This window comes from Bacillus sp. REN16, from assembly GCF_020731355.1.
In the GTDB taxonomy this organism is placed as follows: domain Bacteria; phylum Bacillota; class Bacilli; order Bacillales; family Bacillaceae_L; genus Ferdinandcohnia.
The window spans coordinates 113,106-129,131 of the sequence record NZ_JAJFZK010000007.1; the positions used below are offsets into that span (position 1 = coordinate 113,106).

Sequence of the window (16,026 nt, forward strand, 5' to 3'; positions counted from 1 at the left end):
TAATAGAGTATAAACTCCATTACCTCATGAATTATAACACAGTTTTATATCTAAATTCCAAGTCTTCCTAAATTTTATGCACGAGCAGTCGAACGTTTGCTTGTTAGTAACGAGCCTGCAAGCAGGAATGTTGGGATTGCGGACATTCCAATCACTAGGAGCCAATCTCTTGGTGCAATCGCATAAGTTTTGAATATTGGTTGTAGTGGCGGATAGTATATCACGACTAGCATTAATAAAACGGATGAAATAACCGCCCAAACTAAGTACATATTTTGGAAAGGATTCCGGTGGAAAATGGAACGTTCGCTTCGACAATCAAATACATGAATTAACTGAGCCATAACAAGTGTTGCGAACGCAATTGTTTGTGCATAACCTAGATTATTTGGATCTCGATGATACACCACTATAAAGGCAGCTAGCGTCGCAATACCGATTAAAAATCCACGACTGACAATTTTCCAGCCTAGTCCTCTTGCAAACACTCCTTCTTTTGGATGTCGCGGACCATGTTTCATTAAATTACCTTCTGGTTGGTCGAGTCCAAGAGCCATTGCAGGTAATCCGTCTGTTACAAGGTTAACCCAAAGGATTTGGATCGGTACGAGTGGCAAAGGAAGACCCATTAGCATCGCAAACAGCATGACAAGAATTTCACCGACATTGGAAGCTAATAAATAACGGATAAATTTTCTAATATTTTCATAGATATTTCGTCCTTCTTTAATTGCTGCCTTAATTGTAGCGAAATTGTCATCTAGTAAAACTAAAGATGAAGCTTCTTTCGCAACATCTGTTCCGGTAATTCCCATGGCAATTCCGATATCGGATGCCTTAATAGCTGGCGCATCGTTTACTCCATCACCCGTCATCGCAACGATATGTCCCCTGCTTTGAAGAGCCTTTACGATTTTTAGTTTATGTTCGGGTGATACCCTTGCATATACATAGACATCATCTACAATTTCTTCCAGTTCTTCGACATTCATTTTTGAAAGGGCATATCCATCTAGAACTTTACCACCAGCTGGCAGAATTCCGAGCTGAGAAGCGATTGCTTTGGCTGTAATAAGATGGTCACCTGTTATCATAATTGTCTTTATTCCTGCATCCTTACATTCCTTAACAGCTGCTTTTACTTCTGGACGTGGCGGGTCAATCATCCCTTGAATACCAATAAAAGTTAAATCGCTTTCTGCCTCACGTTCTGATACTAATTGTTGATTAGGTCTTAATGGTTTAAAACCAACCGCAATCGTTCGAAGGGCATCTGAAGCTAATCCTTCTATCGCATTTTTTATTTTATTCTCATACTCCACTGATAAAAGCTGCTGTTTATGATCCCAAAGGACAGATTTACTGACACCAAGTAAAACGTCTGGTGCACCTTTTGTCACGACAAATTGATTTCCGGATTTGTCCTTGACAATCACACTCATCATTTTTCTTGCAGAATCAAATGGGAATTCATCAACTATTTCAAATTGCCTCGCTAAAAATTCATTCGTAAGACCTGCCTTAATTCCCGCTACAAGCAGTGCCCCTTCTGTCGGGTCCCCATCAACAATAAAGTCTTCGCCGTTTCTTTTTAATGAAGCATTATTACATAAAACGCCAAAGGTTAATAATTGTTGAAGAGTTTTGTGGTCAGAAGGTTTGATTTCTTTTTCTCCAGCAAAAAATTTCCCTGTTACATCATAGCCTGTACCTGAAACAGACCACGTTTTGCCACCAGACCAAAGATGTGTAACCGTCATTTTATTTTGTGTCATTGTACCTGTCTTATCTGAGCATATGACCGATGCACAGCCTAATGTTTCAACCGCAGGTAAGCGGCGAACAATCGCATTTTTCTTAATCATACGTTGAACACCTAAAGATAGTGCAACTGTAACAATTGCAGGAAGCCCTTCAGGTATTGCAGCAACAGCCAATGAAACTCCCGCCAGGAACATCTCATAGAGTTCATGTCCATTTATAACACCTACAACGACGACTAAAAGAGTTAATAATAATGCAACTGTTATTAAAATTTTCCCTAATTGCTCTAATCTTCTTTGTAATGGCGTGATCATCGCTTGAGCTGATTGGAGAAGCTCCGCAATTTGACCCATTGCTGTATTCATGCCAGTTCCAACTACAATACCGACACCACTGCCACGTGTCACCATCGTACCCATAAAGGCCATATTTTCTTGATCACCAAGTGAAACCTCATTATCGCGAATCGGTTCAACTTGTTTAGTAACCGGGACAGATTCCCCAGTTAGGGCAGATTCTTCAATTTCTAAGCTTTTCACATCAACTAATCGTATGTCTGCTCCAATCCGGTCACCACTAGTGAATTTAATAATATCCCCAATAACCAGTTCTTTAGAAAGAATTCGAACCCATTCATTATTTCGGAATACATTCACCTGAGGTGCTGAAAGCTCCTTTAATGCTTGAAGCGATTTTTCAGCTTTTCGTTCCTGGAAAAAACCTAAAAACCCATTGATTAAAACAATTGCCATAATGGCGATGGCATCAATGTATTCCCCTAACAACCCGGAAACTAGAGTTGCAGCTAGTAGCACAAGTACCATAAAATCCTTAAACTGAGCTAAAAAAAGCAAAATTGCTGAAGGGCGTTCTGCTTCCTTCAATTCATTATATCCAAATTGCTTTTGTCGCTGTTTTACTTCTTGGTCGGTAAGACCTTTGGAAAGGCTTGTATTAACTTTTTTTTCGACCTCTTCTGACCTAAGCTCATACCACTTCATCCGTCTTTTACACACCCCTCGCTAAATCTTTATCTATGAAAGCTTATTCAGTCTCGTCCAAAAAAATGCTATACTTTTTCTAAGTTACCGTTTTGTTGGTACAATAAGATTGAATACATATAGAAGGCTTAGCATCTATTGAAATAGAAAAGAGGATCATATATATGACTTTCGATGGGATATTCACGAAACAAATCGTGAATGAATTACAACTAACACTTGGAAATGGAAGAATCTCAAAAATCTATCAACCATATAAAAACGAATTAATATTTCAAGTTCGATCAAATGGCAGGAATCATAAGCTATTGCTTTCTGCTCACCCAAGTTATGCGCGCATTCATGTAACTAATGAGCTTTATGACAATCCGCATGAACCACCTATGTTCTGTATGCTGCTCCGTAAACATCTTGAAGGGAGCATTATTGAAAGTATCCGACAAATAGACATGGACAGAATTATCGTCTTTGATATAAAAGGGCGTAATGAGCTAGGAGATGTCTCTTTAAAACAACTAATCATTGAAATTATGGGCAGACATAGTAATATCATCCTCGTTGATACGGAAAAACAAACAATCTTAGATAGCATTAAGCATGTTTCACCAGCTGTAAATCGACATCGAACAGTATTACCAGGCTATACATATGTTGCACCACCTTCACAAGAAAAGGCTGACCCTTTTACAGTCGATGAAGAATCATTTTTGAAAAAAATCGACTTTAATGCCGGCAAGCTCGATCAACAAATTGTGAGTAAATTTTCGGGTATCTCCCCGCTATTTGCAAAGGAAGTAATATTTAGGGCTGGAATAGCCAATCGCAAAACACTGCCAGATCCATTTTTTTCAATGATTGAGAATTTAAAACAAAATCAAATTACACCACAAATCATCACAAAAGATCAGAAGGATTATTTTTATATCCTTCCCCTACATCATATTGGCGGCGTGGCAAAAGAATTCGCTTCGATTAGTGAATTGCTTGATCGTTTTTATTTTGGTAAAGCAGAACGGGATCGAGTTAAACAACAAGGCAACGATCTGGAGCGGTTTATCATCAATGAAAAAACAAAAAATGAAAAGAAAATTAAAAAGCTGCAAGCAACCTTGTTGGAATCGGAAAAAGCTGAAAAATACAAGCTTTCTGGTGAGCTTTTAACAGCAAATATTTATGCTGCAACCCGTGGCGATAAGGAAATCGAGGTATTAAATTACTATTCAGAAGACAATGAGATGGTAAAAATCCCATTAAATCCCCAGAAAACGCCATCTGAAAATGCACAAAGCTATTTCTCAAAATACCAAAAGGCAAAAAATGCAATTGCCTATGTGAATCATGAGATTGAAAAAGCAAGGGAGGAAATTACTTATTTTGATTCTTTGTTACAGCAAATCGAATCCGCCGCACCAAAGGACTTACAGGAAATTCGGGAAGAATTGATGGAAGAAGGTTATCTCAAAAACAAGCAACAAAAAGGGAATAAAAAAATGAAGCCTGCAAAACCATCCATTGAGCATTATGCAGCAAGTGATGGGACAGAGATTCTTGTCGGTAAAAATAATAAACAAAATGATTATTTAACCAACAAACTTGCAGCTAGAGATGACATTTGGCTTCATACGAAAGACATTCCAGGTTCACATGTCATTATTAAAAGTAAACAACCAGCAAAAGAAACAATCCTTGAAGCTGCAACAATTGCGGCGTATTTTAGTAAGGCTAAAAATTCATCCTCTGTTCCGGTAGATTACACATTAGTACGTCATGTTAAAAAACCAAATGGTTCAAAGCCGGGTTATGTAATTTATGACAATCAACAGACCATTTATGTTACTCCGGAAGAGGATTTAATTGTAAAACTTAGAAAACCCTAGGAACTGATTCCTAGGGTTTGTCTTTTAATTAAGCCTTTGCAGTTAACCATTCAGCTGGATTATCGCGCCAGCGTTGAAGACTTTCGATATCGCTTTCTGACACGATATTTTTTTCTAAAGCAACTTCGATTAATGTTGGATAATCTGTTAATGTATGTGCTGTAATATTTGCCGCATTTAAACGAACTGCCGCTGCCGGAAGCTGATATGAAAAGATGGCCACGATGCCTAGTACTTCACAACCAGCCTCACGAAGGGCTTCAGCTGCTGTAATTGCACTGCCACCTGTTGAAATAAGGTCTTCAATGACAACTACTTTCTGCCCCTTGACGATTTTACCTTCAATTTGATTTCCTTTACCATGTGCTTTTGCTTTACTTCGAACATAGCACATTGGTAAGTCTAAAACATCACTTACCCAAGCTGCGTGAGGAATTCCTGCCGTTGCAGTTCCAGCTATTACATCCGCCTCAGGATAATAAGTTTGAATCACTTCAGATAGCCCTTTTGCGATATTTTGGCGAACATCCGGGAATGAAAGGGTCATTCGATTGTCGCAATATATAGGAGATTTCAAGCCTGAAGACCAAGTAAATGGGTCATTTGGTTGTAAAAACACTGCACCAATCTCTAATAATTGTCCTGCTATTTCCTTACTCATACTTGTACCCCTTCCCATGCTGCTTTCATTTGTTTATATGTTTGTAATGGATTGATTGCTCTTGTAATGGAACGACCAACCACAATCGCCGTTGATCCTAATTCTCGGGCTTTTTCAGGTGTAACCACTCTGGCTTGATCGCCTACTTCATCACTTGCCTGGCGGATTCCTGGTGTAACAGTCATAAATTCGTTTCCTAGTTGTCTGTTAATGACTGGAACTTCAAGCGAGGAGCATACAACACCGTCTAATCCGCTTTTTTTCGTTAATCTTGCATATTCAACTACTACATCTAATAGATTTCGTTCTATTAATAATTCATTTCTCATCACGTCTTCAGTTGTACTCGTAAGTTGAGTGACAGCAATGCACTTAGGTCTTGATTGTCCCAGGACTGTACCAGCTTCTAATCCTTCTCTAGCTGCTTCCATCATCTTTGATCCACCAGCAGCATGCACATTGACTAGGTCAACACCCAGCCCCGCAAGACGCTTCATGCTGGAATATACGGTATTGGGAATATCATGAAGCTTTAAATCTAGAAAAATGGAATGACCTTGCTCTTTTAAAAAATGAATGACAGATGGACCTTCTTGAAAATATAATTCCATCCCTACCTTTACGAAAAGCTGTTCCTCTTGAAAGTCTTTTAGAAAACCTTTCGCATCAGTTAGACTTGGAAAATCAAGTGCGATAATAAGTGGTCTGTGCATTACTTCCAGCTCCTTCCCTGACATTCAGATATATGCTTATATCCATAGTTATCTAGTAAACTAGGAAGCTTACGGATGATTGTTGGACAGACGTATGGGTCAACAAAGTTTGCTGTACCAACTGCAACAGCACTAGCCCCAGCGTAGATATATTCAAGCACATCTTCAGCTGTTTGAACGCCTCCCATGCCGATGATTGGAATTGATACTGCCTGGCTCACTTCATGAATCATGCGAATTGCAACAGGTTTGATTGCTGGACCTGATAATCCACCCGTTTTATTCGCTAAAATCGGATTCCCTGTTTTAAGATCAATCCGCATTCCAATTAATGTATTTATCATGGTTAAACCATCCGCACCCGCTGTTTCAATGGCTTTTGCCATTTCAACAATGTTTGAAACATTAGGTGATAATTTTACATAAACCGGAACACTAGATACTTCCTTTACATAGCTTGTAAGCTCAGCCGCAACCTCAGGAATTGTACCAAAGGCAATTCCACCTGTTTTAACATTCGGACATGAAATATTTAATTCAAGCGCATGAACATTCGATGCTTTTGAAATTTCCCTTGCTACCTCGACATAGTCCTCAATTTGTGAACCAGCGACATTGGCGATAATCGGTACATCAAATTGCTCAAGCCAAGGTAACTCTTCTGATATAACCTTCTTTAGCCCCGGATTTTGTAATCCAATCGCATTTAACATCCCTGCACTCGTTTCTGCTACTCTGGGAGTTGGATTGCCGAATCTTGGCTGGGCTGTTGTTGCTTTTATCATAATCGCGCCAAGCTCACTTAAATCATAAAATTTCGAGTACTCTTTTCCGAATCCGAAGCAACCGGATGCAGGCATGATTGGATTTTTTAGTGATAATCCTGGTAGTTCCACTTGAAGTCTGTTCATAGTACCACCTCTCCAACCTTGAATACTGGACCGTCACTACAAACCTTTTTATAGGAAGTTCCGTCCGGATCTTTTTGAAGATGGCATACACATGCAAAGCATGCGCCAATCCCGCAACCCATTCTTTCTTCTAAAGAAATATACGCATTTCGGTCAGGATACCTATTTTCTAGTACCTTAAGCATCGGTGTCGGACCACATGAATAAAGAGTATCAAATGTCATTCCGTACTTGGTAATAACATCTGTCACGAACCCCTTTGTTCCAACAGATCCATCCACTGTGCAGATATAAGTTTTGCCCAGCTTATTAAACTTTTCTTCATAAAAAACTGATGATTTTGATTGGAATCCAAGAACATGGATAACATTTACTCCTTTTGCAACCAATTGCTTGGATAGTTCATAAAGGGGGGGAACGCCAATTCCTCCACCGACAAGCAATGCGGTTTCCCCTTTTCCAACTTCATCCACTGGAAAGCCGTTTCCAAGGGGACCGAGGACATCGACTGATTGATCGATGTTCTTTTTAGAAAGGACTCTTGTTCCAAGCCCGCCTTTTCGGTAAATTAGTGTGCATTCTTGTTTTTCTTTGTTTATATTTGCAATACTAATCGGTCTTCTTAATAATGGATCAATCCCATCACTTACCTTTACATGGACAAATTGACCCGGCTCGCCCATTCCCTGAACCAACGCTCCCGCTAATGTAAGTTCAAAAATATCCTCAGCAATTTGGGTGTGGCTTACAACCATCATTTGCTCCTTTTTAATCATGAATGTACCACCTCACGCTTTTGCACGTGAGAACCCATTGATTCACTTGAGAATGTCATCGATTCTAAAACTTTTACGATTGCTTTTGCTGTATCCAGTGAAGTTAAACAAGCAATTCCATTTTCTACGGTTTCACGGCGAATTCTGAAACCATCTCTTGCAGGCTGCTTTCCTTTTGTTAATGTGTTAATAACGAACTGTGCTTTTCCTTGACGGATGACATCAATTAAATTTGGTGCTTCTGAACCAATTTTATTAACCACTGTAACTGGTATATTTGCCTTTTGTATGAAGCTTGCCGTTCCACTTGTTGCTAGGAGTTGATAACCAATCGTATGGAATCGTTTTGCAATTTCAAGGGCTTCTTCCTTGTCTTTATCAGCTACGGTTAATAACACGGATCCGTAAGTTGGAATTGTGATTCCTGATGCTACTAGACCCTTGTATAAAGCCTTTTCTAACGTATAGTCTTTACCCATTACTTCCCCAGTTGATTTCATTTCAGGACCAAGGGAAATATCCACATTGCGAAGCTTAGCAAATGAGAAGACTGGAACCTTCACATATACCCCTTCACTTTCCGGGTGTAACCCTGTTGTATATCCTAAAGATGGTAAAGATTGTCCGAGTATGACCTTGGTTGCGATATTAGCCATTGGTATGCCCGTAATTTTACTTAAAAATGGTACTGTCCGGCTGGATCTTGGATTTACCTCGATTACGAATACTTCTTCGTTATAAACAACAAATTGGATATTTAATAGACCGATAATGTTTAATCCTTTTGCAAGTGCGATTGTGTGATCAATAATTTGTTGTTTTACATGTTCTGTTAACGTCTGTGAAGGGTATACAGCAATTGAGTCCCCTGAGTGAACTCCGGCGCGTTCAATATGTTCCATGATTCCTGGAATATACACTGTTTCTCCATCAGAAATGGCATCTACCTCAATTTCTTTACCTGTTAAATAACGGTCAATAAGTACCGGATGCTGCGGATTGATTTTCACCGCATTTTCCATATAATACAGGAGCTCTTCTGTTTGATAAACAATCTCCATCGCCCTTCCACCTAATACATATGAAGGTCTGACAAGCACCGGGTACCCGATTGCTTCTGCTATCACCACAGCTTGCTCAACCGAGGTTGCCGTTTTTCCTTTTGGTTGTGGAATGCCAAGTGAAATAACCGTTTGTTCAAATTTATCTCTGTTTTCAGCGCGGTCTAAATCATTTAAGGATGTTCCCAGTATTTTTACTCCACGCTCATCTAGGGCACTGGCTAGATTGATTGCTGTTTGACCACCAAACTGGACAACAACACCTTCAGGTTTTTCAAGATCGACGATATGCATTACATCTTCAATCGTTAATGGCTCAAAATAAAGCTTATCTGAAATACTAAAGTCTGTTGAGACTGTTTCAGGGTTGTTGTTAATAATGATTGCTTCATAGCCCGCTTGTTGAATTGCCCATACAGAATGAACAGTAGCATAATCGAACTCAACACCCTGTCCAATTCGGATTGGTCCCGATCCAAGAACGATGACGCTTTTTCGATCTGTTACAATTGATTCATTTTCATCAGCAAATGTTCCGTAATAATAAGGTGTTGCTGATTCAAATTCAGCCGCACATGTATCTACCATTTTATAAACTGGAACAATTCCTGCTTGTTTGCGAGTATCATAGATGTCAATTTCTGTTGTATTCCATAACTTAGCGATAATGGAATCGGCAAAGCCCTTCTTCTTCGCAAGTTGCAATGTTTCTAAATCGCCAATATTTTTACCTAATGTGTTTTCAAGCTTAATAATATTTTCAAACTTTTGGAGGAAGAATAAATCAATTTCACACCATTCATGAATTTGCTGGATGGTAATCCCTCGTCTAATTGCTTCTGCAAGATAGAATAGACGTTCATCTCCTGCCTTTCGAATTCTTTTTTCAATTGTTGCAAGATCAGCATTTGCTGCATCTTCAAGGTCAATATGCGATACATTTGCCTCAAGTGAACGAACTGCTTTTAAAATCGATTCCTCAAAATTACGTCCTATCGCCATAACCTCGCCAGTTGCTTTCATTTGAGTTCCAAGACGGCGGTTAGCAGACTCGAATTTATCAAATGGAAAGCGTGGGATTTTTGTTACTACATAATCAATCGCAGGTTCAAACGCTGCGTATGTCGTACCTGTTACTGGATTTTTCATTTCATCTAAAGTTAAACCAACTGCAATCTTCGCTGCCAGCTTTGCAATTGGGTAACCAGTTGCTTTTGAAGCTAACGCTGAGGAACGGCTTACACGTGGGTTAACCTCGATAATATAGTAATTAAAGCTATATGGATCTAGTGCTAGCTGAACATTACAGCCACCTTCAATTCCAAGCGCACGTATAATTTTTAATGATGTATGTCTTAATAATTGATATTCCCGATCAGTTAAGGTTTGGCATGGAGCCACTACAATAGAGTCACCTGTATGGATTCCAACTGGGTCCACATTTTCCATACTACATACAACAATTGCATTATCTGCTGAGTCTCGCATTACTTCAAATTCAATTTCCTTGAATCCCGCAATGCTTTTTTCTAATAAGCATTGAGTAACTGGGCTATTTTTTAAACCACTTGTTACGATTTCAATTAATTCTTCTTCGTTGTTACAAATTCCACCACCTGTACCTCCAAGCGTGAAAGCTGGACGTACAATAACAGGGTAGCCTATTCTTTCAACAAAACGGTATGCTTCATCTAAATTATGGACAATATCACTATCTGGCACAGGCTCATTCAGTTCATTCATTAAAGTACGGAATAAATCACGGTCCTCTGCTTTTTCAATCGCAGAAAGAGTAGTTCCAAGAATCTCAACCCCACATTCTTCAAGAATACCTGAATTTGAAAGCTCGACAGCCATATTTAAACCAGTCTGTCCACCAAGGGTTGGAAGGATAGCATCCGGTCTTTCCTTGCGAATGATTTTACTAACAAATTCTAATGTTATTGGCTCAATATATACTTTATCTGCTATTTCTACATCTGTCATAATGGTCGCAGGATTTGAGTTAACGAGAATCACTCGGTATCCTTCTTCTTTTAACGAAAGGCATGCTTGAGTTCCTGCATAATCAAATTCAGCCGCCTGCCCAATTACAATTGGACCAGATCCAATTACTAATATACTGTTAATGTCTAAGCGTTTTGGCATAGCTCTTCGCCTTCTTTCTTGAAGTTTTCAATCATCTGTAAAAAGTCGTTAAATATACTCTTTGTATCGTCAGGACCAGAAGATGCCTCTGGATGAAATTGAACTGTAAATGCCGGATATTCCAGATGTCGCAATCCCTCAACTGTGTCATCATTTAGTGCAATATGTGTTACTTCAAGCTTTGCTTTCTCTAGAGATTTTTTATTCACTGTATAGCCGTGGTTTTGTGAAGTAATCGCAATTTTACCTGTTGTAAGGTCCTTAACAGGATGATTTGCTCCTCTATGACCAAATTTCATTTTTTCAGTTTCTGCCCCATTTGCTAAGGCAAATAATTGATGTCCAAGGCATACTCCGAAGAGTGGGACTTTACCTAAAACCCCTTTAATCATCTCAATCGCTTCTGGAACGTCCTTTGGATCACCAGGCCCGTTACTTAACACAATGCCATCTGGGCTTAAAGATAAAATTTCTTCCGCTTTTGTATTGTATGGAACAACAATGACATCACAGTCGCGCTTATTTAATTCATGTAAGATACTATGCTTCATTCCGAAATCAACTAACACAATCCGATTTCCTCTTCCAGGACTTGGATACGCGCTCGATGTAGATACTTGTTTTACCAGGTCCGTTGGAAGTGTCATGTCGTTAAGTTGTTTAACAACATCATGTACACTGACATTCAGCCCACAAATCGTTCCTTTTAATGTCCCATATTGACGAATCATTCTTGTTAGCTTTCTTGTATCAATTCCTGAAAGACCTGGAATATTCTTAGCTTTGAAATAGTCATCAAGACTTAATTGGCTTCTAAAATTGGATGGATGGTCACAAACCTCATTTACGATCAGTCCACTAATTTTAGGGGTAATGGATTCAAAATCATCTCTGTTAATCCCGTAGTTCCCAATGAGTGGATAAGTTAGGGTGACAATATGGCCACAGTTCGATGGATCTGATATGATTTCTTGATATCCCGTCATACTTGTATTAAAAATAACTTCACCTGTGTTTTCAATATCACTTCCGAAACCTTCTCCGATAAATACAGTTCCATCTTCTAAAATAAGCTGACGCTTCATGCTAGAACACTTCCTTTCTGCCAAACAATGCTGCCATTTACGAATGTCATGACTGGCCACCCTTTACATTCCCAACCTGCAAATGGTGTGTTTTTTCCTTTTGATATGAAATTTTCAGGATTAATTGTCTCTTTTGCATCTAAATCAATGACCGTTAAATCCGCAATCTTCCCAGTTTCTAAGCTTCCAAATGGCAACTTAAATGTATTTGCTGGTTTGCTAGTTAAAAAGTCTACTAATTGCTTTAACGTGATCACATTTGTCTCTACAAAATGTGTATAAAGTAGTGGGAATGCTGTTTCTAACCCAACGATACCAAACGGTGCTAGAGCCATTCCTTGTGCTTTTTCTTCACTTGAATGTGGAGCGTGATCAGTTGCGATAAAATCAATTGTTCCATCCAGCAATCCTTCAACAAGAGCTTCCAAATCCTCTTTCCCACGTAATGGAGGGTTCATTTTATAATTTGTGTCTAGGCTTGGAATATCTGCATCACATAGTAATAAATGATGTGGGGTAACCTCAGCTGTTACATGAATACCAGCTCGCTTTGCATCCCTGATTACACGAACAGATTCCTTTGTACTTACGTGGCATACATGATAATGACAACCAGCAGCCTCAGCTAATAACACATCCCTTGCAATATGTACAGATTCACAAACCGAAGGTATGCCATTCAACCCATTTTTTTTCGAGAATTCACCCTCGTGTACAGCACCTTTATTGATGAGAGTATTCTCTTCACAATGGGCAACGATTGGCATTTCAATTGCTGCCGCTTGTTTCATTGCTTGGAGCATCATACTAGCCGTTTGAATTCCCACACCGTCATCCGTGAATGCGAACGCCCCTGCTTCCTTTAATCCTTTCATGTCGGTTAGATCCTCGCCAAGCTCACGAATGGTGATCGAGCCATATGGAAGGACATTGACGTGAGCTGTATCCTTGATTCTTTGTTGCAGCCAATTCATTTGCTCTACTGTATCTGGAACTGGTCTTGTATTTGGCATTGCTGCAATTGTTGTAAAACCACCCTTTGCAGCGGCAAGGCTGCCCGTTTCGATTGTTTCTTTATGTTCTCCTCCAGGCTCTCGAAGGTGGACATGGACATCAACAAATCCAGCAGATACAAACATACCTTCTACATCAATAACCTCACAATTGGTTTGATCTAGACCAGCACCAATGGCTTCGATTAAGCCGTCGGTAATTTTGATATCGGCTGCTGTTAGCTCGCCATGTTCATTTAGAATTTTTGCGTTTTTTAGTAATGTGCTCATATTAAAATTCCTCCTTCTACCTGTTGTAAAACTCTTTTAAGTACGGCCATTCTTACAAATACACCATTTTCCATTTGCTTAAATATTCTTGAATTCTGAGCTTCGACTAATTCACTTGCAATTTCAACCCCACGATTAATTGGAGCTGGATGCATAATAATGCTTCCTTTTTTCATATTTTTACCTCGTTTAATCGTTAAACCGTATTGTTCATGATATTCTTGCTTGGATAAGCCCATAGATGACTCATGACGCTCATGCTGAATGCGAAGCAGCATGACGACATCTGCTTCTTTTAGCCCTTGATCAAGGTCCACATAAGTACCATATGGGTTTGAATGATCCTGCCACTCTAGCGGCGCTGAAAAATGAACCTTTGCTCCAAGTCTAGTTAAACTTTCCGCATTTGATCTGGCTACCCGGCTATGCCTGATGTCGCCAACAATTAACACATTTAAATCTTGAAATCTAGAAAACTCTTGTTTTATCGTTAATAAATCAAGGAGAGATTGTGTAGGGTGATGTCCGCATCCATCACCTGCATTAATGATTGGAATATTGATGCTTTTCTCTAGTTCGTTGAAATATTCATCCCTAGGATGACGAATCACAACTGCATTTGCACCGATTGATTGAAGGGTCTTTACAGTGTCAAATAGACTTTCACCTTTTTGAACACTTGATGTCATTGCTTCAAAATGCAAACATTCGGCACCTAATCTTTTTTCTGCAACCTCAAAGCTAAAACGTGTGCGAGTACTTGGTTCAAAGAAAAGATTTGCTACAAAGGTTTGTTTTTCAAGCTTCCATTTGCTCCCTTGTACAAATAGCTCTGCATCAAAAAGAATACGGTCAATGTCCTCAATACTTAACTCAGTCATCGTAAGTAAATGATTCATTTTCTCTCCTCCTATTTAGAAAAGCACAAGGTGCCCGATTATCGGCGACAAGCATAAGACGAGCGCTGACAGAAGGTGCTCTTTACCTTCCGAAGCGATTGGCTTATGACCTCGAGCCGATGGCACCTGGAGCTAGACACCAATTCATATATCTATAAAAAAACACCCTTACCTACATGGTAAGGGTGTAAGAAACACGGTTTTGGTAAAAAAGGGTATAACTATGCTATACTCCTTTTTCGCAAAACCACACCCTTAATAACCTCTCTGGGTTACTTTAAAAGGTGTTGCATTATGCAACAGAGTTATCATCTTCTTCAAGATGAGTCTCATATATATCTTCTTCCTCACTCACTTCTCCACCTGGAAGAACTAAGTTTAGTAAAACACCTATGATAGCGGCTAGCGCCATGCCGTGAATTTCAAAGCCCATTACTTTGATGAAGGCTCCACCAATCCCAACCACAAGGATGACAGATGAAATGACTAAGTTTCTGTTTTCACCAAGGTCAACTTTGCTGTCCACTAACATCCGTAAACCAGATGAAGCGATAATTCCAAAGAGAAGGATGGACACTCCACCCATAACTGGTGTTGGAACAGAGCTAATTAATGCGTTGATTGTTCCACTAAACCCGAAGAAAATTGCGATTACAGCCGCTCCACCGATCACATATACACTAAAGATACGCGTGATAGCAAGGACACCTATATTTTCTCCGTATGTTGTATTTGGCGGACCGCCAAGTAGTGAAGCAATCATCGTTGCAACACCATCTCCCATAATAGAGCGATGTAATCCAGGTTGCTTAATCAAATCCTTGTGAATAACTTTACTTAACACCATTTGATGTCCGATATGCTCTGATAGGGTCACAATCGCAACTGGAACAATTAAAGCAATCATATCCATTGAAAAATGCGGTGTGTATGAAACAAACGGAATAATAAAATCGGGCATTTCTATAAATTTTGCTTCTTTTACAGGAGTAAAATCAACTAATCCGATGGCCAATGCATAAACATATCCACCGATAATTCCGATTAACACCGGGATTAGATTTAAAAAACCTTTAAAGAAGATGGTTGCGATAATGACAATGGCTAACGTTACTAATGCCACTGAAAAATGCTGTAAGCTATATGCTCCACTTGCATCATTCATTGCCATTCCTATCGCTGTACCCGCTAGGCTTAATCCGATTACGATGATGACCGGGCCAACTACAACAGGCGGTAAAATGCGTACAAGCCATTTATGGCCTGTTGCTTTGATGACAAGGGCTACAACCCCATATACTAAACCGGCAAGTAAGCTTGCCATCATTGCAGCACCTGGACCGTCTGCAGCGATTGCGGTCTGAAGCGGGATTATGAATGCAAAGGATGATCCTAAGTATGCAGGGACCTGACCCTTTGTAATTAGTAGAAATGCAAGAGTACCTAACCCGCTGGAGATGAGAGCCACCCCAGGACTAATTCCAACTAGATATGGTACGAGTATTGTTGCACCAAACATTGCAAACAAATGCTGCAGGCTAAGTATTGCAAAGAGACCTGCTGACGGTTTATCTTTTATGCCTAAAACAACTTTTTGGCTATCTTTCATTACCTTATTTCCTCCTCAGTCTTAACATACCCAAAACAAAAAAATCTTTGTGTTTTTTACACAAAGAGGTACACATATCCCTTTAACTTAAGAGAAGGAATGTTACCCCTTTGTTAGCCTCTCTGGACTACATTTAAAGGGTATTTATTTGTCTAGCTCCAGCGCCTAGAAACTCAAGAAACTTCAACTCCTCCTTCAGAAGCAAAGAACGCTTCTTTTGTCGGAGTCTCCAGTTTTC

The 16,026-nt window shown here is 39.5% G+C and carries 11 protein-coding genes; 1 reads left to right on the plus strand and 10 read right to left on the minus strand.

What is annotated here, in order from left to right; genetic code table 11:
* Positions 1-74: 74 nt before the first annotated feature.
* A complete protein-coding gene (locus LKW28_RS11300) occupies positions 75-2,765 on the minus strand; it encodes a calcium-translocating P-type ATPase, SERCA-type (protein ID WP_229140469.1) in 2,691 nt (896 codons plus the stop codon).
* A gap of 164 nt (positions 2,766-2,929) precedes the next feature.
* Here LKW28_RS11300 and LKW28_RS11305 point away from each other — a divergent pair, with 164 nt between their 5' ends.
* Positions 2,930-4,642 (plus strand): Rqc2 family fibronectin-binding protein, encoded by a 1,713-nt coding sequence (locus LKW28_RS11305; RefSeq protein ID WP_229140470.1) that lies wholly within the window; start codon positions 2,930-2,932, stop codon positions 4,640-4,642.
* Positions 4,643-4,670: 28 nt separating this feature from the next.
* On the opposite strand, the gene pyrE is transcribed toward LKW28_RS11305, so the two are convergent.
* The 9 genes from pyrE to LKW28_RS11350 form a co-directional block, all read right to left on the minus strand.
* Positions 4,671-5,303 (minus strand): orotate phosphoribosyltransferase, encoded by a 633-nt coding sequence (gene pyrE / locus LKW28_RS11310; RefSeq protein WP_229140471.1) that lies wholly within the window; start codon positions 5,301-5,303, stop codon positions 4,671-4,673.
* The gene (pyrF, locus tag LKW28_RS11315) at positions 5,300-6,016 is read right to left on the minus strand and encodes an orotidine-5'-phosphate decarboxylase (RefSeq protein WP_229140472.1); all 717 of its coding nucleotides are present in this window, start codon (positions 6,014-6,016) and stop codon (positions 5,300-5,302) included. Before pyrF ends, pyrE begins: the two co-directional genes overlap by 4 nt.
* A complete protein-coding gene (locus LKW28_RS11320; protein ID WP_229140473.1) occupies positions 6,016-6,927 on the minus strand; it encodes a dihydroorotate dehydrogenase in 912 nt (303 codons plus the stop codon). Before LKW28_RS11320 ends, pyrF begins: the two co-directional genes overlap by 1 nt.
* Positions 6,924-7,703, minus strand: coding sequence for a dihydroorotate dehydrogenase electron transfer subunit (locus LKW28_RS11325; RefSeq protein ID WP_229140474.1), 780 nt, complete (start codon positions 7,701-7,703; stop codon positions 6,924-6,926). The genes LKW28_RS11320 and LKW28_RS11325 overlap by 4 nt, the downstream gene beginning before the upstream one ends.
* Positions 7,700-10,912, minus strand: coding sequence for a carbamoyl-phosphate synthase large subunit (gene carB / locus LKW28_RS11330; RefSeq protein WP_229140475.1), 3,213 nt, complete (start codon positions 10,910-10,912; stop codon positions 7,700-7,702). The genes LKW28_RS11325 and carB overlap by 4 nt, the downstream gene beginning before the upstream one ends.
* Positions 10,897-11,997 (minus strand): carbamoyl phosphate synthase small subunit, encoded by a 1,101-nt coding sequence (locus LKW28_RS11335; protein ID WP_229140476.1) that lies wholly within the window; start codon positions 11,995-11,997, stop codon positions 10,897-10,899. Before LKW28_RS11335 ends, carB begins: the two co-directional genes overlap by 16 nt.
* Entirely contained in the window at positions 11,994-13,280 is a 1,287-nt protein-coding gene (locus tag LKW28_RS11340; protein WP_229140477.1) for a dihydroorotase, read from the minus strand. Before LKW28_RS11340 ends, LKW28_RS11335 begins: the two co-directional genes overlap by 4 nt.
* Complete coding sequence (locus LKW28_RS11345) at positions 13,277-14,179, minus strand: aspartate carbamoyltransferase catalytic subunit (RefSeq protein WP_229140478.1); 903 nt, start codon at positions 14,177-14,179, stop codon at positions 13,277-13,279. Before LKW28_RS11345 ends, LKW28_RS11340 begins: the two co-directional genes overlap by 4 nt.
* Before the next feature lie 292 nt (positions 14,180-14,471).
* Positions 14,472-15,788 carry a solute carrier family 23 protein gene (locus LKW28_RS11350; RefSeq protein WP_229140479.1) on the minus strand — a complete coding sequence of 439 codons (1,317 nt, stop codon included), beginning with the start codon at positions 15,786-15,788 and terminating at the stop codon, positions 14,472-14,474.
* Between the last annotated feature and the right edge of the window lie 238 nt (positions 15,789-16,026).

Excerpts from the sequence above, each read along its gene's own strand:
- LKW28_RS11300 (WP_229140469.1), bottom strand. The coding sequence starts at position 2,765 with ATGAAGTGGTATGAGCTTAGGTCAGAAGAGGTCGAAAAAAAAGTTAAT.
- LKW28_RS11305 (WP_229140470.1), top strand. The coding sequence starts at position 2,930 with ATGACTTTCGATGGGATATTCACGAAACAAATCGTGAATGAATTACAA.
- pyrE (WP_229140471.1), bottom strand. The coding sequence starts at position 5,303 with ATGAGTAAGGAAATAGCAGGACAATTATTAGAGATTGGTGCAGTGTTT.
- pyrF (WP_229140472.1), bottom strand. The coding sequence starts at position 6,016 with ATGCACAGACCACTTATTATCGCACTTGATTTTCCAAGTCTAACTGAT.
- LKW28_RS11320 (WP_229140473.1), bottom strand. The coding sequence starts at position 6,927 with ATGAACAGACTTCAAGTGGAACTACCAGGATTATCACTAAAAAATCCA.
- LKW28_RS11325 (WP_229140474.1), bottom strand. The coding sequence starts at position 7,703 with ATGATTAAAAAGGAGCAAATGATGGTTGTAAGCCACACCCAAATTGCT.
- carB (WP_229140475.1), bottom strand. The coding sequence starts at position 10,912 with ATGCCAAAACGCTTAGACATTAACAGTATATTAGTAATTGGATCTGGT.
- LKW28_RS11335 (WP_229140476.1), bottom strand. The coding sequence starts at position 11,997 with ATGAAGCGTCAGCTTATTTTAGAAGATGGAACTGTATTTATCGGAGAA.
- LKW28_RS11340 (WP_229140477.1), bottom strand. The coding sequence starts at position 13,280 with ATGAGCACATTACTAAAAAACGCAAAAATTCTAAATGAACATGGCGAG.
- LKW28_RS11345 (WP_229140478.1), bottom strand. The coding sequence starts at position 14,179 with ATGAATCATTTACTTACGATGACTGAGTTAAGTATTGAGGACATTGAC.
- LKW28_RS11350 (WP_229140479.1), bottom strand. The coding sequence starts at position 15,788 with ATGAAAGATAGCCAAAAAGTTGTTTTAGGCATAAAAGATAAACCGTCA.